This is a genomic window from Solilutibacter silvestris (assembly GCF_050574925.1).
Classification (GTDB): Bacteria; Pseudomonadota; Gammaproteobacteria; order Xanthomonadales; family Xanthomonadaceae; genus Solilutibacter; species Solilutibacter silvestris_A.
Genome location: NZ_JBCMOO010000005.1, coordinates 178,526 through 197,348, shown reverse-complemented (window position 1 = coordinate 197,348; position 18,823 = coordinate 178,526). Strand labels below are relative to the sequence as shown.

Below are 18,823 nucleotides of genomic sequence, written 5' to 3'. Positions count from 1 at the left end.
TACTTGGCCGTGATGACTCAGCGATTTCGCAGAATTCGCTTCTAATCCATTGATTTGAAAAGAATCAGGCCGCGTGGCACTTTTTTCACCATTCCCTGTGTTGCAGCGAAAAAGCCCCTGTTTCGCCCACGATCGGAATTGCCTGCACAGACTTATCCACATCCTGTGTGGATAAACGATATCTGTATGGGGGCTCAAGGACTTGCGACCATGACCTCACCCGCGGATGCGTTGCGTGGTGCAAGCCGGCACCGGATCGCCATGCCAGAATCTCCCGATGCCTGATGCCGTTCGCCGGGTCGCGGTCGCGCTGCCCCGGCCCCTGCCCACGCCTTTCGATTACCGCATCGATGCCGACGCAGCGGCGTCGCCCTTGCGCGGCTGCCGGCTGCGCGTGCCGTTGGGCAGCGGGGAAATCGTCGGGATCGCCGTCGACGAGGCCCAGGACGCGAATGACGAAGCGCTGGCACTGAAGCCGGTCCTGGAGCGGATCGACGAAACGCCCCTCCTCCATGGCGAGCTGTGGTCGTCGCTGGCGTGGCTGGCGCGCTATCTGCACGCCCCGATCGGCGAAGTGCTGGCCACGGCATTGCCGGCGACATTGCGCCAGGGCGCGCCGTTGCCGGAAACGCAGGCGCACGGCTGGCGATTGAGCGAAGCCGGGCAGACCGCGTTGCCGGGCCTGCGCGCGGGCGCGCCGCGTCGCCTCGCCGAACTGCTGGCGCAGGGCGTGCACGACGAGGACGGTCTCGACGCGCGACATCCGGGTTGGCGCACGCATGCCCGATCGCTGGCCAAACGCGGATTGGCGGAACGCGTCGCGGTCGACGCCGTGGTCGCCACGCCGACCGTTCCGCCGCCCGTGTTGAACGATGAACAACGCGCCGCCGCCGACGCCATCACCGCGCATGAATCGTTCGCCGTCGCCCTGCTCGATGGCGTGACCGGCAGCGGCAAGACCGAGGTCTATCTCGACGCCATCGCGCGCACGCTTGCGCGCGGACGCCAGGCCCTGGTGCTGGTGCCGGAGATCGGCCTGACCCCGCAGATGCTGGAACGCTTCCGCACCCGTCTCGGCGTGCCGATCCATGCACTGCATTCCGGACTGGCCGAAGGCGAACGTGCACGGACATGGACGGCGGCGCTGCGCGGGCAGGCGCGGGTGATCGTCGGCACGCGTTCCGCGGCCTTCGTGCCGTTGCCGGACGCCGGACTGATCATCGTCGACGAGGAACACGACGGCAGCTACAAGCAGTTCGACGGCATCCGCTACCACGCCCGCGATTTCGCCATCGTTCGCGCCAAGGCGCTGGGCGTGCCGATCGTGCTCGGCAGCGCCACGCCATCACTTGAGTCGCTGCACAACGCGCAGGCGGGACGCTACACGCACCTGCGCCTGCACCATCGCGCAGGTAGCGCACGCCCGCCACAGGTGCGCGTGATCGACGTGCGCAAGCGCCCGCTGCAGGCCGGACTCGGGCCGGAAGCGATTTCCGCCATCGAATCCGCGCTCGCCGCCGGTGGACAGGTGCTGGTGTTCCGCAATCGCCGCGGCTATGCCCCGGTGCTGCTCTGCCACGACTGTGGCTGGAGCGCGCAATGCCGGCGCTGCGATTCACCGATGACGGTGCATGGCGCGGGACGACGCTTGATCTGCCACCACTGCGGCGCGCAGCAACCGACGCCGCCGGCCTGTCCGCAATGCGCCAGCCTGGCGCTGCAGCCGCAGGGCAACGGCACCGAACGCATCGAGGAATTCCTGTCGCAGCGTTTCGCCGACGTGCCGGTGCTGCGCATCGATCGCGGCAGCACGCAGGTACGCGACGGACTGCAGAAACATCTCGACACGCTCGGCGCGCAGCCCGGCATCCTGATCGGCACCCAGATGCTGGCGAAAGGCCACGATCTGGCGAACCTCACGCTGGTGGTGGTGGTCGGCATCGACGAAGGACTGTTCTCCGCGGATTTCCGTTCCGGCGAAAAACTCGCGCAATTGCTGGTGCAGGTCGCCGGACGCGCCGGACGCGCCGACAAGGCCGGGACCGTGCTGTTGCAAACCCATCACCCCGATCACCCGCTGCTGCAGACGCTGGTGATGCAGGGCTACCACGCCTTCGCCGATGGCGAACTGGGGGAACGCGAAGCCGCCGGTTTCCCGCCGTTCGCCCACATGGCCCTGCTGCGCGCGGAAGCCAAGCACACCGATCCGGTCATGCATTTCCTGCGGGCGGCGAAGCAAGGCATTGCCGACGTCGCGATCGAAGTGCACGGGCCGTTGGCGGCGCCGATGCCGCGTCGCGCCGGCTACCAGCGCATGCAGTTGATCCTGTCGTCGCCATCGCGCGCGGCATTGCAATCGGTGCTGGATGCCTGGGTGCCGTCGCTGTACGCGATGCCGGAAGCGCGGCGGGTGCGCTGGTCGCTGGATGTCGATCCGGCCGATCTGTACTGAAGATCCGATCGACTTTGGCAGCATGCGAGTGACCCCCTCCCTGGGTCACCCGCACGTGCCTCCCTTTGTTCCGCACTGCAGTCGAGTGACTGCACGTGCGTGGTGAGTCCCTTCACCTGCACCACGGCGCAATGCCATCCTGTCACCGCCACCGTGTTGACCTTGCCGGCCTGGACAACCTCGTCCCGGTGATTCCGGCAACGGTTTCCGTCGTATGCATGGCGGGGGACCACATGCACGCCTGACTGGATCAGTCCGGAAGATGGGCGGGAACCGCGTCTTCCTTCGACGGTGCAGAGACTGAGCATATTCGCGGAAAAAAAACACCCCCAAATTCAGGTGTTTTTTCCGTTCTATGCCATCAGCGGCATCAGAAGGTTGATCACCGTTCCATGTTCGCCACGAACGATATCGAACGCCGCGCCCAACCTCTGTGCGCGCGTTCGCATACTGGCCATGCCAGCACCACCTTCGCTGTTTTTTTGCGATTCAGATTGACCAGCCGTTCGGCTGTTAAGAACCGCCGCCGCGATGCCGATGCCGTCATCGCGCACCTGCATGCGCAGGCTCTCCGCTGTGCATTCCAGCGTCACGTCGACGCGTCGCGCACGGCTGTGCTTGAACACGTTGGTGAGCGCTTCCTGCAAGAGGCGCAGCAGATCCAGGCTGCGCACGGTGCCAAGATCGACGCCTTCCAGCCCTTTCAGCGTCCAATAGTCTTCGATCTCCGCCGATTCGAGCAGACGACTGGCACGATGGCGCAAAGGTATGACCAATTCGGCGAGGTCGGCATGCTCACGCGCAGTGCTGTCGATCACTAGGCGAAGATCTTCGCGCATCTCGCTGAGGATGCCGATGACGCGCGCCTTCGGCATGTCGTCCGGCGCCTGCTTCAATTCGGCGATGGTGCCGACCAGCGTGCCGCCGAAACCGTCGTGGAGGTCGCGCACCAGCTGCAGGCGCTCGCCGGCACGGCTATGCGCGAGTTCCAGCGCGTGCTGCTGGTTCATGGTCCGGGCAAGCTGGGACGTCGCCGAATGCACTTCGCGGGTGAGTTCGGTATTGAAGCCTTCGACCCGCTTCATGGTGGTGGCGAAACGATAGGCCAGCACGAACCCCATGCCGAGGATGGTCAGCGGCGACAGCAGCGCGCCGAGATAGGTCGACGCCTTCATCCAGCACAGGTAGACGGCAAGATCGTGGAAGGACATCACCAGGGGAACGCTGACGCAGGCCGCCAGCACCAGGTAGTCGCTGCGGCGGTGAAGCAACGCATAGCCGATGAAGGCCAGGTTGGCCACGTACACGTACATGATCGCGGGCAGCAGGTAGGTGTTGCGTTGCGGCCCCATCCAGTCGGGGATGATCGGCACCAGCACCAGCGCCAGTGCGGCGATGACGATCAGCACCCTTTCGATGCGTGGCCAGCGTCGGTTGCAGTAGCGCAGCAGGAAGATCGAATGCGTCACCACCATCGCCACGAAGCTGGCGGCGATGAAGGCTTGCCACATGTTGGTGGTCGGGAACGGCCAGGTGCTGTCGACGATGTAGTTGCTGCCGTACAAGGTGCCGAAAAATCCGCTGAGCGCATACCAGCCATAGGTGGTGTCCTGCCTGCGCATCAGCCAGAACAATCCGAACAGCGAGGCAACGACAATCCCGATGGCGAAATCGAGGACCTGCAGGTCGCGGCGGATGAAGACCGCCTTGTTGAAGCTCGCCTGCAACGTCGCGGCGTCGCCCACCGACACGGTGCCGAAGCCCGGCGCGTATTCGCTGAGGCCCGATACCCGCACCAGCAACTCGTTCTCGCCCTGCTTCAGCAACGGCGCCTGCACCATGAAATGACGCGGGACATGCCATTTGCGCGATAACGGTTCCACCAGCGACGCATCGCGATCGATCACGCTGCCGTTGAGCCGCACCTCGGCCGCCATGCAGGTGTAATCGAGCAGCAATCCGATCGGTACGCTGGCATCGGCCTGGTTCCAGCGAATGCGATACCACACCACGCCGCTGTAGCCCGGCCAGTGCGAATTCCATTCGTCCATCAGATTGACCGGCACCCAGCCGTCGCGCGGCGGCAGGGTCGCGTTCCAGTCCGAGCGCACCGCTTCGGCGCGATCGATGGTGACGACGGCCGGCTCGGCGGCGCAGGCGAGGTTCGCCAGCAGCGCCAGCATCAGTGCGCAAAGCAACCGGATCATTCCAGCAGGCCCAAGGTACGCGCCTCATGCACGGCCGCGGTGCGCGACTTCACCGCGAGCTTGCGGTAAATGTTCTTGGTGTGTCCTTCAATGGTCAGGCGCGACAGGTTCGCGCGCTCGGCGATGTCGCGATTGCTCAATCCCTGCGCGACCCATTGCAGGATTTCGCGCTCGCGCATGGACAGTTGCGGCGCAGTCGCGGCATCCACCGGCGATGGCGTCGCCGCCGGCACCATGCCAAGGATGCGGCGCGCGATCATCGGATCGATGGGAGACCCGCCACGTTGCAGGCTGCGCAGCGACAGCACCAGCTCGATGTCCTCGCGATCCTTGAGGAGATAGCCGATCGCACCGGCACGCAGCGCGGCGAGGATGATTTCCTCCTCGGCGAAGGCGGAAACGATCACCGCCTGCGTTTCCGGCGATTCCTGCTGCATGTGCCGGATCAGGTCGATGCCGCTGCCGTCGGGCAGCCGGACATCGACAAGGGCGAGCACCGGGCGGTGTTCGCGCAGGCAGGCACGGGCGCTGGCGAGATCCGATGCGATATCGATCCGCGCGTCCGCACCCGCGACCTCGCGCATCAGCGCGCGCAGTCGCGCCTGCATCGCGGAGTCATCCTCCACGACCAGGATCGACGTCAACTGGATCGGCTCCGGCTCCACCACCACATCCCCCTCTGCGGTCGCCACAGTCTAGCGTCGCCCCGCCGACGGTGTCGTGCGCCCGATCCCGGCCAATGCGCGACAATGGGCACTCTTTCCGCATTCCGGACCTTCACGTGGCCAATCAGCTCGATCAACTTCGCGACCTTTCCGCCGTGGTCGCCGACACCGGCGACATCGACGCCATCGCGCGGTACCAGCCGATGGACGCCACCACCAATCCGTCGCTGCTGCTCAAGGCCGCCGCCTTGCCGGCCTATGCCGGGCACATCGATGCCGCCCTGCGCGACGCCGAAGGACAGGGCGACGCCCGCATCGCCGATGCCTGCGACCGCCTTGCGGTGGCGATCGGCGGCGACATCCTCAAGCTGATTCCCGGACGCGTCTCTACCGAAGTCGATGCGCGACTGAGCTTCGACACCACGGCCACCATCGCCAAGGCCCATCGCCTGGTCGATCTCTACCAGCGCGCCGGCATCGGCAAAGATCGCCTGCTGATCAAGGTCGCCGCGACCTGGGAAGGCATTCGCGCCGCGGAACGACTCGAACGCGAAGGCATCCATTGCAACCTCACGCTGCTGTTCTCGTTCGCGCAGGCGGTGGCCTGCGCGGAAGCCGGCGTCTTCCTGATCTCGCCCTTCGTCGGCCGCATCCTCGACTGGCACCTCGCCAACGGCATGGCCAAGCCGGCGACGCCGCAGGACGATCCCGGCGTGCAGTCGGTGATGCGCATCTGGAACTACTACAAGCAGCACGGCTACCAGACCGTGGTGATGGGCGCGAGCTTCCGCAACACCGGCGAAGTGCTGGCACTGGCCGGCTGCGATCGCCTCACGATCTCGCCCGACCTGCTGGGTGAACTGGCGCAGTCGAACGATGCGGTTGCCCGCGCGCTGGTCGACGACGGCACGCGCAAGCCTGCGCCGCCCGCACTCGGCGAATCGGCGTTCCGCTGGCAGCACAACGAAGACGCGATGGCCACCGACAAGCTCGCCGACGGCATCCGCAAGTTCGCGGTCGACCAAGGCAAGCTCGAAGCGTTGCTGCGCGAACGGATGGGCTGAGCGTCAGCCGTCGCGCAACAGCTTCTGGATCCTGCCGCCGAGTTTCATCACTTTCATCAGCGTCGCCGGTTGCAAGCGCAGCATTTCCTCGCCCCAGGCCGATAACGCGCTCATCAGCGCCAGCGTTTCCTTCGCCCGCGCACGCACGTCGGCCGATTCGGCAGCGAAGGCGGGATCGGCGACAAGTTCCCTGAGCATGCCCACGGTGGGATCGAACTCGCGCGCCTTGCGTTCGCGAACCACCGTGCGGAACAGTTCCCACACGTCCTTCGAGGTCTCGAAATGGTCGCGGCGGTCACCCATCAGGTGCAGCGTCCGCACCAGGTTGAGATTGATCAGCTCGCGCAGGCTGGTGCTGACGTTGGAGCGCGCCACCTCCAGCGTCTCGGCGATCTCCTCCGCATGCATCGGCCGCCCCGACAGGAACAGCAACGCATGGATTTGCGCCACCGTGCGGTTCACGCCCCAGCGCGATCCCATCTCGCCCCAATGCAGGACGAAGCGGCGGCTAATCGGGGACAAAGCAATGCTGGCATCGGTCATCGGGGCGCTCCGGGAATGCTTGCACGCAGATTAGTTTCGCCATATATTTCTGTCAATACTGAAATTACTGACAGTACAGGAGTGGACTCATGGAGGGTTGCGAACGCGGGAAGGGACTGCGGGTATTGGTGCCCGGCGGCGCCGGCTTCATCGGTCGCCATGTGGTGGCCGCACTCGCCGCGCGTGGTTGCGAGGTCGTGATCGGCAGCCGCCATCCAGGCAAATACCCCAATGGCATCGGCGCTGCTTCTGCCTATCGCGCATTGCGGATGGAACGGATGCTGCACGCCGGCGACTGGACCGAAGCGCTTGCCGGCATCGATGCGGTCGTCAACTGCGTCGGCATCCTGCGGCCGCGAGGGCATGAAACCTATGACCGCGTGCACCACCTGGCGCCGGCAGCGCTTGCAGCCGCATGCCGCGAACGCGGGTTGCGATTGGTGCACGTCTCGGCGCTGGGCTACGACGACAGGCTGCGCAGCCGCTTCCTGCGCTCCAAGCACGATGGCGAGAACGCCCTGCGCGCCAGCGGCGCCGACTGGCACATCGTGCGGCCATCTCTGCTCGATGGCGACGGCGGCCATGGCGGCGCAAAATGGATCAGGCGCGTCGCGCATTGGCCCGTGCATCCGTTGCCGCGCGCGGCGCGCGGCAGGATCGCGGTGCTGGACGCCGGCGACCTTGGCGAGGCCATCGCAACCCTGGTGCTGCAAGGCGCCGACGTGCGCGAGCACGACCTCGGCGGCAACGACTTGCGCACGATCGGCGAGCATCTCGCCGCGATGCGTGCGTTGCACCATGCCCGGCCGGCATGGCGGATACCGATCCCGGACTGGCTGGCGTGGCTCACCGCGCACGCTTGCGACCTGTTGCATGCCACGCCGTTTTCCTACGGCCACTGGGAGCTCCTGCAGCGCGACAACTGCCCGCGCATCAATCGCCTGCCGAGCCTGCTTGGCCGCACGCCGCGTACCGTTGGCACAATGCCCAAATACGGAACCGTCAACGAGGCCGTCGCATGAAGCTGTCGCAAAACGACAGGCACGCAATACCCCACGTCGTCATCATCGGCGGCGGCTTCGCCGGATTGTGGGCGACGCGGGCGCTGGCGAACGCGCCCGTGCGCATCACACTGGTCGATCGCCACAACCACCATCTGTTCCAGCCACTGCTTTACCAGGTCGCGACCGCGGGGTTGTCGGCGCCCGATATCGCCGCGCCATTGCGCCATATCCTGCGCCGGCAGAAGAACGTCGAAGTGCGGATGGCGACGGTGACCGCCATCGATGCCGACGCAAAAAACATCACGCTGGACGATGGCACGACGCTCGATTTCGATGACCTGCTGCTCGCCAGCGGCGCGACGCACGCGTATTTCGGCAACGACCAGTGGGCGGAACACGCGCCTGGCCTGAAAACGCTGGACGACGCGCTCGAGCTGCGGCGCGAATTGCTGTTCGCGTTCGAACGCGCGGAAGCCGCGACCGATCCCGCCGAACGCGAAGCGTGGCTGAGCTTCGCCATCGTCGGCGGCGGCCCGACCGGCGTGGAACTGGCCGGCACGCTGGCGGAAATCGCACGAGAGACGTTGAAGGACGAATTCCGCAACATCGATCCCTCGCAGGCGCGCGTGCGCCTGATCGAAGCCGGCCCGCGGGTTCTGGCGGCGTTTCCGGAAACGTTGTCGGAGAAAGCGCGCACGCAACTGGAACGCCTCGGCGTCGAAGTCACGCTGGGCACGCCGGTGAAGGACATCAACGCCGACGGTTACCTGCTGGGCGACAGCTTCGTTCCGGCGAAGACCGTGGTGTGGGCCGCCGGCGTCGCGGCGTCGCCCTTGGGCGCGATGCTTGGCGTGCCGCTGGATCGCGCCGGTCGCGTGCAGGTGGAACCCGACCTGTCGATCCCCCGCCACCCCGACATCTTCGTCGCCGGCGACCTCGCTGCATTGATGCAGGCGAACGGAAAGCCGGTGCCCGGCGTCGCGCCGGCGGCCAAGCAGATGGGTCGCCTGGTCGCACGCAACATCCGCGCACGCCTGGACGGCGCCACCACCATTCCATTCGTCTACAAGGATTACGGCAACCTCGCCACCATCGGTCGCATGGCCGCGGTGGTGGACCTCGGCAAGTTGCGTTTCTCCGGCATCCTGGCGTGGTGGTTCTGGCTGGTCATGCACGTGTTCTTCCTGATCGGTTTCCGCAACCGCCTGGTCGTGCTGCTCAACTGGTGCTGGGCATATTGGAGTTACCAGCGCGCGGCGCGGATCATCCTTGGCGAAAACCACGATTCGCCGAGCGCGGACTGAGGCGGCCATGGCAACCCTCCTGCTCGCTTTCGACCTGATCGGCACGTTCGTGTTCGCGCTCAGCGGCGGCACCCTGGCGGTGCGCAAGCGGCTCGACCTGTTCGGCGTACTGGTGCTGTCCTGCGTTGCTGCGGTCTCCGGCGGCATCGTCCGCGATGTCCTGATCGGCGCGCACCCGCCGGCATCGCTGGCGGATTGGCGCTACCTGGTGACGGCGATGGCGGCCGGACTGGTCACCTTCCGCTGGTCCGCGCTCATCGAGCGCATGAACAATCCGGTGCAACTGTTCGACGCCGCCGGTCTCGCCCTGTTCGCGGTGCTCGGCACCGCCAAGGCGCTGGCGTTCGGGCTCACGCCGTTCGCGGCGATGCTGCTCGGCATGGTGACCGGCATCGGTGGCGGCATCGCCCGCGACGTCCTGGTCGCGCGCACGCCGGTGGTGCTGCAGGCCGAACTCTATGCGATCGCCGCGCTGGCCGGCGGCGGCGTGGTGGCGTTGGCCTCGGCCCTGCACCTGCCCCAAGTCCCGGCGATGGTGGCCGGCGCGCTGGCCTGCTTCGGCCTGCGCTACATGGCCCTGCGGCATGGCTGGCAATTGCCGGTGGCGCGGCCGCGCGAATAGCACGCGCTGCAAATGCAAACGGCCCGGATCGCTCCGGGCCGTTCGATGTTGCTGCGATCGCGTCGCTGATTAGGCCGCGAACAACGCCTTCATCTTCTTCATCGCGTTCGCCTCGATCTGGCGGATGCGTTCGGCACTGACACCGTATTCGTCGGCCAGTTCCTGCAAGGTCACCTTGCTGTCGGCATCGAGCCAGCGACGCTTGATGATGTCGCGCGAACGCGCATCCAGATCGGCCAGGCCATCGCGCAACAGCGCCAGCTGGTGATCTTCGCTGTCGGCACGCTCGTAGGCCTGCGACGGGTCTTCGTCATCGGCGCGCAGGTAGGCGGCCGGCGACGGCGGCGCGTGCTCGTCGTCCTCGTCGGACGGCATGTCGAAGCCGATGTCGCGTCCGGACAGGCGCGCTTCCATCTCCAGCACTTCGCTTTCCGGCACGTTCAGGTCGCGCGCGACGGCCTTGACCTCCTCGGCGTTCATCCAGCCCAGCCGCGTCCGCGACTTGCGCAGGTTGAAGAACAGCTTGCGCTGCGCCTTGGTGGTCGCGACCTTGACGATGCGCCAGTTCTTGAGGATGAACTCGTGCATCTCGGCACGGATCCAGTGCACCGCGAAGCTGACCAGGCGCACGCCGACATCGGGGTCGAAGCGCTTGATCGCCTTCATCAGGCCGATGTTGCCTTCCTGGATCAGGTCGCCGAGCTGCAGGCCGTAGCCGTTGTAGCCACGGGCCACGTGCACCACGAAGCGCAGGTGGGCGAGGATCAATTCCTGGGCGGCGGTCAGGTCGTTGTTGTCGCGCAGGCGGGCGGCAAGCGCGCGCTCGTCGTCGGCGCTGAGCATCGGAACCTGATGCACGGCGGAAATGTACGCGTCTAGGGAGCCCAGGGGGCTGGGCAGCGTGAGCGCGGTGCTCGTTGCGCGAGTGACCGGCACCCGCGTGGGGGTCATTGCAGTCATGGGCGAATCTTAGCAGTCCGGTGTGATGAGTGCCAAACGACCATACGGTCCCGTTTTCAGGCGTTCAGGAACGGGAAAACCCGGACTCCAACCACCTGATATTTCCCTATGGGGACGACATGGACAAGTTGCAATGGTGACGAAAGGTCCCCTGCACATCGCTGGCGTAGCGTGGCCCTGCCTCAACCCCTCAACCTTTCGGAGACGTGCATGAAGCACCCGATCCTGTTGTCCCTGATGTCGCTCGCGCTGTCGGCCGCCGTGCCGGCCATGGCCCAGACCGCCGCCCCGGCCGGGTCCACCGGCCAGTGCAAGGACGGCAGCTACACCTCCGCCAGCTTCAAGATGGGCGCCTGCCGCGGCCACAAGGGCGTCCAGTCCTGGTTCGGCTCGACCGAAGCCAAGCCCGCGAAGGCAGCCAAGTCCACGACCGCGTCGGCGAAACCCGCCGCTGCACCCACCCCGGCTGCGGCACCCGCCACGCCCACCGCCGGCGCCAGCGGCCTGTGCAAGGACGGCACCTCGACCAACGCCGCGTCCAAGTCCGGCGCCTGCCGCGGCCACAAGGGCGTGCAGACGTGGTATGGCGGCGCGGCCACCACGGCCAAGCCCGCGGCTGCCCCGGCACCGGTGCCCGCTCCCGCCGCGGCTCCGGCACGCCCGGCTCCGGTCGCGACGACTGCTCCGGCGCCCGCTCCGGCCCCGGCAGCGCGCGCACCGCGTGCCATGCCGACCCCGGGCCCGGTCGCGGCCGGCGGCGGCAATGGCCAGGTCTGGGTCAACATGAAGGACAAGGTCTATCACTGCCAGGGCGATCGCTGGTACGGCACCACCAAGAGCGGCCAGTACATGAGCGAGAGCGCCGCGATCGCTGCTGGTGCCCGCGCATCGCGCGGCAAGGCCTGCGGCACGAAGTAAGTCCTTGCATCACGGCAAAACAAAAACGCGGCCCATGGCCGCGTTTTTTTGTCCCGCAAAGTTGTTGCCGAAGATCAAGCCCTGCGTTCGATCGAACTGACCGCGCCATCGTCGTTGTGGTGCACCACGCAGATGCGGCTGTCGCGACCGTCCTGCAATTCCTGGCGCGGCACCTGCAGGCGGCGCGCTTCCTCTTCCAGCGTCTCCGTCACCGGGACGGCGGCGGGTTTCCGATTGGGAATCAGGCTCCACAACAGCAACAGCGCACAGGTGCCGAACACCAGCAGCGCCGAATGCGTCAGCGACACCGGGGTGATGGTGTCGATCGCTTCCTGCGCGGCCAGGTCCCAGTCCACGTGCAGACGATGCGCTTCGCGCAGGGAACGGAAAGCGACGCGGAACGCCGGGATCCACAGCAGGATCCAGCCGATCCACACCAGCAGCGTCGCGCCATCCGACACCAGCCGGCGCCCACGCCCGAGTTCGCCGCGGGCATTGATGATCGGCGGCTTGGAGCGCGGCTCAGCCATGGTCGCCGCCTCCGCTCCTCATGTGGACGCCGCGATCGGGGCTGACCCAACGCGCGCGCTTGCCCTCGCCCATCATCCACGCCTTGGGGAAGGCGACGACGGTGGCAGCGGTATTGATCAGCCAGAACATCAGCGGATACCACACCATCCAGTAGTAGTTGCGACCGAGGCCGTGCTCGTAATGGCTGTCCAGCCACTTGCTCACCGCGAACTGCAGCAAACAGGTGAACGCCAGGAACACGCTGCTGTACTGCGGGATCAGCGGCGAACCGATGCCCGGGAACCAGTCGTCCGGCAGCACGTAGCCGAGCAGCCACACCACCACCATCGCCAGCATCACGTAGGCCCAGGTCAGGCTCAGCACCAGTTCCAGCAACAACGGCCACAGGCGGTTCTGGCTGGGATGCAGCACCACGTCGAGATTGCGACGCAACACCTGCGCGCCACCGGTCGCCCAACGCAGGCGCTGCTTCCACAATCCCTTCAGCGTTTCCGGCATCAGGATCCACACCAGCGCATGCGGTTCGTAGCGCACGTCCCAACCGCCGCGCTGCAGGCGCCAGGTGATGTCGATGTCTTCGGTCAGCGCATCGGGATTCCAGTAACCGACCTGGCGCACGGCCGAGCGACGGAACGCGGTGATCACGCCGGAGACGGTGAACAACGCACCGAACACGCGTTGCGCGCGCTTGATCATGCCGACGATCGACGAGAATTCGCCGACCTGCACGCGTCCGAGCAGGGTCGAACGGTTGCGGATGCGCGGATTGCCGGTGACCGCGGCGACGCGCGGATTGTCGAAGTGGCGCACCATCCAGTAGGCCGCATGCGGATCGAGCAAGGCATCGCCGTCGATGCAGATGAGGATGCGGTGTTTCGCCAGCAACGCGCCGGCCTGCAAGCCCATCGCCTTGCCCTGGTTGCGTGCGAGATGCACCACGCGCAGGCGCGGGTTGTCGGCGACCATGGCATCGAGGATGGCGCCGGTATCGTCCTTGCTGCCATCGTTGATGGCGATGACTTCGAAGTCGGGGTAGTCGAGCTTCAGCGCCTGCCCGATGGTCTCCGCCGCATGCGGGCCTTCGTTGTAGCAGGGAATCAGCACGCTCACGCCGGGCGCGTCGGCAGGAATCGGCGGATGCTCGAACGACGGTTCGCGGCGCTCGATGCGCCAGTAGAACAGGATCGCCCCGAGCATCCACAGGTAGGACATGAACAACGGGTAGTAATAGACGAACCCCTGCAGCGTCAGCCACGCCGTGGGCAGGAACGCCTGGAACGAACCCGGAATCACTGATCGTCCTCCTCGTCGTCCTGCGGGTTGAGCTTGCTGTCGAGTACCGGCTTCAGCAGCGCCGCATCGGGCACGTTGTTGAAGACGTTGTCGGGATAGTAGCCGACGTGCTTCACGCCCATGCCGTAGAGCATGCGGATGGTGTCGGGGAGTTCGTTCGGCGGCAGCGGCGCGTCATTCTTGCGCCAGTCCACCGACTGCAGTTCGAACACGGTGTGGTTGATGCCGTGCGGCACCGCCTTCACCTTGGCCACCATCTCCTTGTAGAACTTCTGCGGATCCTCGGCCTGCTCCATGTAGGGCATGACCATGATCGCGGTGTAGTCGTAGCGCTGGATCGACTTGCGCAAGTTCTGCGCGTACCAGGTCTCGGCCTCGGGATTGAGCGCGACCTGCGCGTAGAGATTGCGCGCGGTGAGCAGGCCCGGCTGTTCCGCGCGCACGGCGGCGGCCACGTCCAGCGCGAAGCCATCGAGGAAGTCGGTCTTGCGTTCGCTCCACTTCACCAACAGGGCGTGATCGCTGCGCAGAGTCGGCAGCGGTTGCGGCAGGCCCCAGGCGCGATACTGCTTCTTCGCCCAGGCGCTGCCATCTTCGTAATCGGACAGGGTGACGTCATCGTGGAAAAGGATGCCGTCGAAGGTCGCCTGGCGGCCGAGGTCCTCGTAGATGTCCTTCACCCACTTGCGCACGCGCGGCGAGAACGGCGTCAGTCGCGGATAGCCCATCGCCAGGTGGTTGGCCTTGTTCGGCAGCGTCACCACCACGTCCTTCGACACCGGATCGCTGGCCGGCGGCTGCCACGCCAAGAGCGGCATCCACGCGAACACGCGCTTGACCTGGGTGCGCGTCAGCAACTGCCAGGCGACGCGGTTGAACAGGTCGGCGCGCATCGGCATGTGGCGGTTGGGGAAATACACTGCGTCGGCGGCGCCGTTGGCGTCGGGATCGGCGAAGGCCTGCAGGTAGACGATGTTGATGCCAAGGCGCTGCACGCGATCGAGCAGCTTGCCGAGGTTGGCTTCGGTCTGCTCGGGATCCTTGTCGTAGATGTAGTCGAGGTCGATCTGCGCGACCTTGGCGGCGCGGCCCTGGTCGAGTACGTTGCGTTCGCGCACGTGCAACAGGTGGGACAGCACTTCCGGCGTGGTATCGCCCATCACCAGTTCGCGACGCAGCGCCGACAGCGGCGTCGACGTGCTGTTGGGACCATCGTCGAGGTTGAGGCCGAGCGGCATGCCCGCCTGTTCGGCGATCTTGCTGACATCGGCGTTGTAGCGGCCATACGGCCACACCATCACCCGCGGCGCCTTGCCGAGATGCTTGCTGATGAGCGCGCGGTTGCGGGCGAAATCGCGGCGGATGCGCGCGCGGTATTCGTCCACCGTTTCATAGCGCTGCTGGTCGGGCACCCATTGCAGCGCGGTCGCCGCCGGCTGGCGGTTGCCCTGCGGATTGGCGAGGATGCCGCGATGCAGGTCGAAGCTGTGGCTGGCGACTTCGACCAGTCCGCTGTCCTGCATCTTCTTGAGTTCGCTCCACGCCATCAGCTCGTTGCGTGGCAGCGGCCGACCATCGAAATCGAAGTCCTTGCCTTCCGGCACTTCCAGCCAGTGGCCGACCAATGCGACCACCGCGGGGATCTTCTCGCGCTTGAGGATCGGCCACGCATTCTTGTAGACCGATTCGTAGCCGTCGTCGAAGGTCATCAGCACCGGCTTCGCCGGCAACGGCTTCTTCTTGGCGCGGGCGTCGAGGATGTCCTGCACCGAGACGAAGTGGTAGCCGTTCGCCTTCAGCCATTGCAGCTGCTTTTCCAGCAGGGCCGGCGGCACCGCGTAGGACGGCGTCAGCGCATCCTTGCGTTCGGCGATCTCGTGGTAGCACAGCACGGTGACTTCCGGCGGCACGATCGCGGCGCGCGCCACGGAAGCAAGCGCCCCGACCGTGCACAGGCAGGCGAAGGCGAAGAACTGCAGGGAACGGAGGACGGCCGGGACGCGGGACATGCGCAGCTTCAACGGGAACCAACGGTCATTCTAGGCCGTGGCGGCCTTCCGTCGGCATTAAATGACTGTCATGTCCTCAGGGCTTGCCTGTGGGCAGCGACCAGTCGATCGGCGTCTGGCCGTGGCGCGCCAGGTACTCGTTGGCGGCGGAGAAATGGCCGCAACCGATGAAGCCGCGATGCGCCGACAGCGGCGACGGATGCGGGGCCTTGAGCACGCGATGGCGGCGCGGATCGATGACCTTGCCCTTGGCCTGCGCATAACTGCCCCAGAGCATGAAGACCAGCCCTTCGCGCTCGCGGTTGAGGACGTCGACCACGTGGTCGGTGAACCCTTCCCAGCCGCGGCCCTGGTGGCTGCCGGCACGACCCTCCTCGACCGTCAGCACCGAATTGAGCAGCAGCACGCCGCGCTCCGCCCACGGCATCAGGTAGCCATTGGCCGGACGCGACAGACCGAGGTCGCGATGGATTTCCTTGTAGATGTTGTCGAGCGACGGCGGCACCGGCACGCCCGGCAACACCGAGAAGCACAGGCCGTGCGCCTGGCCGGGACCGTGATAGGGGTCCTGGCCGAGGATCACCACCTTGACCGCATCGAACGGCGTGGCATCGAAGGCGGCGAAGATGTTCTTGGGCTCGGGATGGATGCGGGCGCCGGCACGGATGCGTTCGCGCAGGAAGACCGACAGCGCGCGCATGTCCTCGCGCTGGAACCAATCGCCGACGCGCGCCTTCCAGGAAGGCTCGAGGCGAATGGTGTCGTTGTCCGTCATCGTCAGTGCCGCACCAGCCGCGCCGCGTGCAGCTGGAACAGGATCTTGGTCACCAGCAGACGCTGCTCCACCGGCTTCAGCACCAGATCGTTGGCGCCGGCGACCAGCAGGTCGCGCTGCTTGTCGGGATTCTCGTCGCCGGTCATCACGATGATCGGCAGCGCGCGCTTGCCGAGATGGAACTCGCCGCGCACGCGTCGCAGCACGTCGCCGCCACCGAGCGGACCGTTGAGATAGACGTCGGTGAGGATGAGGTTGGCGCCCGGCGCGTCGTCGCCGTCGCGATGCTCGGCGAGGTAATCGAGCGCGGCCTCGGCGCTCTCGACATGGATCACGTCGAGGCCCTGCGCCGCGAGCATGCGCTTGATCGCCAGCGCGACAACGCGACTGTCCTCGATGTAGAGCACGCGCGCACCGGCGATCGGTTGCGGCTGCACGTAGCCGCGCAGGAACGCGACCAGCGCGCCGTAACCGAGCTCCTTGTCGAAGTAATCGGTGATTTCGTCGCCGAGGGTGCGCGTTTCCAGCCGGTGCTGGACATCGGACGACACCGCGATCACCGGCACGTAGGCCTGGCCCGCCGCTTCGTGCACCGCGCGCGCGACATCCTGGCCATCGCCATCGGGCAGCACCAGCGAGGTGGTGACGAGATCGACCTGGCCCGCGGCCAGCGCCGTTTGCGCGCTGGCGACGCCGTCGCAGGGCACCACGCTGGCGTTCGGCAACTCCTTCATCAACACGTCGCCGATGAGCTTGCGCACCATGCGCGAACCATCGACCACCATCACGCGCGGCGCTTCGCTGACAAGATGACGCAGATCGCGGGTTGGGATGGACATCAGCGATCCGTCGGACGGGTCTGGCGCAGGAAGTGGCCGGTGACGATACCCGCACCCAGCCATCCCAACAAGGTCGCAGCGACCACCGCGGCCAGCGCCTGCACCGGCGTCAACGGTTGCAGTTCGAAATGCGATCCATAGCTCGCGGCCAGCGTCGACAACGGCGACTGCAGGGCGATGTTGGCGGCGGTCAGCACGGCGAGCGCGAGCAGGCCGGCGCCCAATCCGTACAACGCACCGAGATAGAGGAAGGGCCGGCGGATGAAACCGTCGGTGGCGCCGAGCAATTGCAGCACGCCGATTTCCTCGCGGCGCGACTGGATGTCGAGGCGCACGGTGTTTCCGATCACCAGCACCGCCCCGGCGCCGAGCATCACCGCCAGCACCAGCGCCAATCGCGCGCCGAGCTGCAACCAGTCGTCGAGGCGCTTGCGCCACACCGCGTCGTGCTGCACCAGGTCGGCTTCCGGCAACTGCTTCAATGCATCGGCGAGCGCGATTTCGTCGGACTTCGGCGTCACCACCAGCACGTTCGGCAGCGGATTGCCGTCGAGTCCGTCGAGCGCATCGCCCAGGGTGCTGCTCTTGCGCAATTCGGCGAGGCCCTCGTCCGGTGTCTTCCACACCACGTTGCCGACATCGGGACGCGCACGCACTTCCTCGGCCAATGCGCGGGCGCGATCGACCTTGGTGTCCTGCTTGAGGAAGACGCTGATCTCGCGCGAACGCTGGACGTCGCCGGTGAAGCGCTGGACGTTCTGCAGCACCAGCCACAGGCCCAGCGGCAGGGTGAAGGCGAGCGCGATCACCGCGATGGTCAGCAGCGAAGCGAACGGCTTGCGCACCACGCGGCCGAGGCTGGCGACCACGCTGTAGAGATGATGGTCGACCCAGGTCCCGACGCCTGCGCGCGGAGTATCGACGCGCTGGTTACTCATCGGCGAGGTCCTCGGGCGAAATGTCGTCGACCAGCTGGCCCTGGTTCAGCACCAGCACGCGCTTCTTCATGCGCTTGACGAGGTTGAGGTCGTGGCTCGCCACCAGCACGCTGGTGCCGCGCTCGGGCAGCGACGCGAACAATTCCATGATCTCGGCGGACAGCGTCGGATCGAGATTGCCGGTCGGTTCGTCGGCCACCAGCATCCGGGGTTCTCCGATCAGCGCACGGGCAATGCCGACGCGTTGCTGCTCGCCGGCGGAGAGTTGCGACGGCAGCGATTTCTCGCGGCCACCCAGCCCCATCCGTTCCAGCTGGCTGCGCACGCGCTTGCCGATCTCGGCGCGCGGCATCCCGCGCAGGATCAGTGGCAGCGCCACGTTCTCGAAGATGCTGCGATCGGCCAGCAACTGATGGTTCTGGTAGACCACGCCGACATCGCGCCGATGCAGCGCAACCTTGCGACCGCGGACGTTGTGGAGATTGCGTTCGTCGAACAGCACCGCGCCGCGATTGGGGCGCTCGGCCAGCTGGATCAGCTTGAGCAGCGTGCTCTTGCCGGCGCCGGAATGGCCGGTGACGAACAGCATTTCGCCCGGTTCCACCGCGAAATTGACGTCCGCCAGCGCGTGGCGGCCGCCGGGATATTGCTTGCTGACGCCGTCGAAGCGAAGAAGGCTCATGCCGGCATTATGCCGGC

At 66.3% G+C, this 18,823-nt stretch carries 17 protein-coding genes; 6 read left to right on the top strand and 11 right to left on the bottom strand.

The window, feature by feature from the left end; translation table 11 throughout:
• The first annotated feature begins 277 nt into the window (after window positions 1-277).
• Window positions 278-2,452 (top strand): primosomal protein N', encoded by a 2,175-nt coding sequence (locus ABE093_RS11080; protein WP_430760954.1) that lies wholly within the window; start codon window positions 278-280, stop codon window positions 2,450-2,452.
• 353 nt (window positions 2,453-2,805) lie between these two features.
• Here the strand turns inward: ABE093_RS11080 and ABE093_RS11075 are convergent, their stop codons facing one another.
• Both ABE093_RS11075 and ABE093_RS11070 read right to left on the bottom strand, forming a co-directional pair.
• Window positions 2,806-4,659 carry an ATP-binding protein gene (locus ABE093_RS11075; RefSeq protein WP_430760953.1) on the bottom strand — a complete coding sequence of 618 codons (1,854 nt, stop codon included), beginning with the start codon at window positions 4,657-4,659 and terminating at the stop codon, window positions 2,806-2,808.
• Window positions 4,656-5,351 carry a response regulator gene (locus tag ABE093_RS11070; RefSeq protein ID WP_430760952.1) on the bottom strand — a complete coding sequence of 232 codons (696 nt, stop codon included), beginning with the start codon at window positions 5,349-5,351 and terminating at the stop codon, window positions 4,656-4,658. Before ABE093_RS11070 ends, ABE093_RS11075 begins: the two co-directional genes overlap by 4 nt.
• 89 nt (window positions 5,352-5,440) lie before the next feature.
• Between ABE093_RS11070 and tal the strand changes: the two genes are divergently transcribed.
• Window positions 5,441-6,388 carry a transaldolase gene (tal, locus tag ABE093_RS11065; protein ID WP_430760951.1) on the top strand — a complete coding sequence of 316 codons (948 nt, stop codon included), beginning with the start codon at window positions 5,441-5,443 and terminating at the stop codon, window positions 6,386-6,388.
• Window positions 6,389-6,391: 3 nt separating this feature from the next.
• On the opposite strand, the gene ABE093_RS11060 is transcribed toward tal, so the two are convergent.
• On the bottom strand, window positions 6,392-6,931 hold the full coding sequence (locus ABE093_RS11060) for a GbsR/MarR family transcriptional regulator (RefSeq protein WP_430760950.1): 540 nt from the start codon (window positions 6,929-6,931) through the stop codon (window positions 6,392-6,394).
• Window positions 6,932-7,020: 89 nt separating this feature from the next.
• Here ABE093_RS11060 and ABE093_RS11055 point away from each other — a divergent pair, with 89 nt between their 5' ends.
• The 3 genes from ABE093_RS11055 to ABE093_RS11045 are packed head-to-tail and all read left to right on the top strand — an operon-like array spanning window position 7,021 to window position 9,861.
• On the top strand, window positions 7,021-7,953 hold the full coding sequence (locus ABE093_RS11055) for an NAD(P)H-binding protein (RefSeq protein ID WP_430760949.1): 933 nt from the start codon (window positions 7,021-7,023) through the stop codon (window positions 7,951-7,953).
• Entirely contained in the window at window positions 7,950-9,239 is a 1,290-nt protein-coding gene (locus ABE093_RS11050) for an NAD(P)/FAD-dependent oxidoreductase (RefSeq protein ID WP_430760948.1), read from the top strand. Before ABE093_RS11055 ends, ABE093_RS11050 begins: the two co-directional genes overlap by 4 nt.
• Window positions 9,240-9,246: 7 nt before the next feature.
• A complete protein-coding gene (locus tag ABE093_RS11045; RefSeq protein WP_430760947.1) occupies window positions 9,247-9,861 on the top strand; it encodes a trimeric intracellular cation channel family protein in 615 nt (204 codons plus the stop codon).
• 69 nt (window positions 9,862-9,930) lie between these two features.
• On the opposite strand, the gene rpoH is transcribed toward ABE093_RS11045, so the two are convergent.
• Window positions 9,931-10,812 (bottom strand): RNA polymerase sigma factor RpoH, encoded by an 882-nt coding sequence (gene rpoH, locus ABE093_RS11040; RefSeq protein WP_430760993.1) that lies wholly within the window; start codon window positions 10,810-10,812, stop codon window positions 9,931-9,933.
• Window positions 10,813-11,031: 219 nt separating this feature from the next.
• Here rpoH and ABE093_RS11035 point away from each other — a divergent pair, with 219 nt between their 5' ends.
• Window positions 11,032-11,739 (top strand): DUF3761 domain-containing protein, encoded by a 708-nt coding sequence (locus ABE093_RS11035; RefSeq protein WP_430760946.1) that lies wholly within the window; start codon window positions 11,032-11,034, stop codon window positions 11,737-11,739.
• 74 nt (window positions 11,740-11,813) lie between these two features.
• On the opposite strand, the gene pgaD is transcribed toward ABE093_RS11035, so the two are convergent.
• The 7 genes from pgaD to ftsE form a co-directional block, all read right to left on the bottom strand.
• Window positions 11,814-12,269, bottom strand: a complete 456-nt coding sequence (gene pgaD / locus ABE093_RS11030; protein ID WP_430760945.1) for a poly-beta-1,6-N-acetyl-D-glucosamine biosynthesis protein PgaD — start codon at window positions 12,267-12,269, stop codon at window positions 11,814-11,816.
• Window positions 12,262-13,563 (bottom strand): poly-beta-1,6-N-acetyl-D-glucosamine synthase, encoded by a 1,302-nt coding sequence (pgaC, locus tag ABE093_RS11025; RefSeq protein WP_430760944.1) that lies wholly within the window; start codon window positions 13,561-13,563, stop codon window positions 12,262-12,264. Before pgaC ends, pgaD begins: the two co-directional genes overlap by 8 nt.
• Window positions 13,560-15,572 carry a poly-beta-1,6-N-acetyl-D-glucosamine N-deacetylase PgaB gene (gene pgaB / locus ABE093_RS11020; RefSeq protein ID WP_430760943.1) on the bottom strand — a complete coding sequence of 671 codons (2,013 nt, stop codon included), beginning with the start codon at window positions 15,570-15,572 and terminating at the stop codon, window positions 13,560-13,562. Before pgaB ends, pgaC begins: the two co-directional genes overlap by 4 nt.
• Window positions 15,573-15,648: 76 nt before the next feature.
• Entirely contained in the window at window positions 15,649-16,347 is a 699-nt protein-coding gene (ung, locus tag ABE093_RS11015; RefSeq protein ID WP_430760942.1) for a uracil-DNA glycosylase, read from the bottom strand.
• Window positions 16,348-16,349: 2 nt separating this feature from the next.
• Window positions 16,350-17,186, bottom strand: coding sequence for a response regulator (locus tag ABE093_RS11010; RefSeq protein ID WP_430760941.1), 837 nt, complete (start codon window positions 17,184-17,186; stop codon window positions 16,350-16,352).
• A complete protein-coding gene (gene ftsX / locus ABE093_RS11005) occupies window positions 17,186-18,124 on the bottom strand; it encodes a permease-like cell division protein FtsX (RefSeq protein WP_430760940.1) in 939 nt (312 codons plus the stop codon). Before ftsX ends, ABE093_RS11010 begins: the two co-directional genes overlap by 1 nt.
• Window positions 18,117-18,806 carry a cell division ATP-binding protein FtsE gene (gene ftsE / locus ABE093_RS11000; RefSeq protein ID WP_430760939.1) on the bottom strand — a complete coding sequence of 230 codons (690 nt, stop codon included), beginning with the start codon at window positions 18,804-18,806 and terminating at the stop codon, window positions 18,117-18,119. The genes ftsX and ftsE overlap by 8 nt, the downstream gene beginning before the upstream one ends.
• Window positions 18,807-18,823: the final 17 nt, after the last annotated feature.

Excerpts from the sequence above, each read along its gene's own strand:
- ABE093_RS11080 (WP_430760954.1), top strand. The coding sequence starts at position 278 with ATGCCTGATGCCGTTCGCCGGGTCGCGGTCGCGCTGCCCCGGCCCCTG.
- ABE093_RS11075 (WP_430760953.1), bottom strand. The coding sequence starts at position 4,659 with ATGATCCGGTTGCTTTGCGCACTGATGCTGGCGCTGCTGGCGAACCTC.
- ABE093_RS11060 (WP_430760950.1), bottom strand. The coding sequence starts at position 6,931 with ATGACCGATGCCAGCATTGCTTTGTCCCCGATTAGCCGCCGCTTCGTC.
- ABE093_RS11055 (WP_430760949.1), top strand. The coding sequence starts at position 7,021 with ATGGAGGGTTGCGAACGCGGGAAGGGACTGCGGGTATTGGTGCCCGGC.
- ABE093_RS11050 (WP_430760948.1), top strand. The coding sequence starts at position 7,950 with ATGAAGCTGTCGCAAAACGACAGGCACGCAATACCCCACGTCGTCATC.
- ABE093_RS11045 (WP_430760947.1), top strand. The coding sequence starts at position 9,247 with ATGGCAACCCTCCTGCTCGCTTTCGACCTGATCGGCACGTTCGTGTTC.
- rpoH (WP_430760993.1), bottom strand. The coding sequence starts at position 10,812 with ATGACCCCCACGCGGGTGCCGGTCACTCGCGCAACGAGCACCGCGCTC.
- ABE093_RS11035 (WP_430760946.1), top strand. The coding sequence starts at position 11,032 with ATGAAGCACCCGATCCTGTTGTCCCTGATGTCGCTCGCGCTGTCGGCC.
- pgaD (WP_430760945.1), bottom strand. The coding sequence starts at position 12,269 with ATGGCTGAGCCGCGCTCCAAGCCGCCGATCATCAATGCCCGCGGCGAA.
- pgaB (WP_430760943.1), bottom strand. The coding sequence starts at position 15,572 with ATGTCCCGCGTCCCGGCCGTCCTCCGTTCCCTGCAGTTCTTCGCCTTC.
- ung (WP_430760942.1), bottom strand. The coding sequence starts at position 16,347 with ATGACGGACAACGACACCATTCGCCTCGAGCCTTCCTGGAAGGCGCGC.
- ABE093_RS11010 (WP_430760941.1), bottom strand. The coding sequence starts at position 17,186 with ATGTCCATCCCAACCCGCGATCTGCGTCATCTTGTCAGCGAAGCGCCG.
- ftsX (WP_430760940.1), bottom strand. The coding sequence starts at position 18,124 with ATGAGTAACCAGCGCGTCGATACTCCGCGCGCAGGCGTCGGGACCTGG.
- ftsE (WP_430760939.1), bottom strand. The coding sequence starts at position 18,806 with ATGAGCCTTCTTCGCTTCGACGGCGTCAGCAAGCAATATCCCGGCGGC.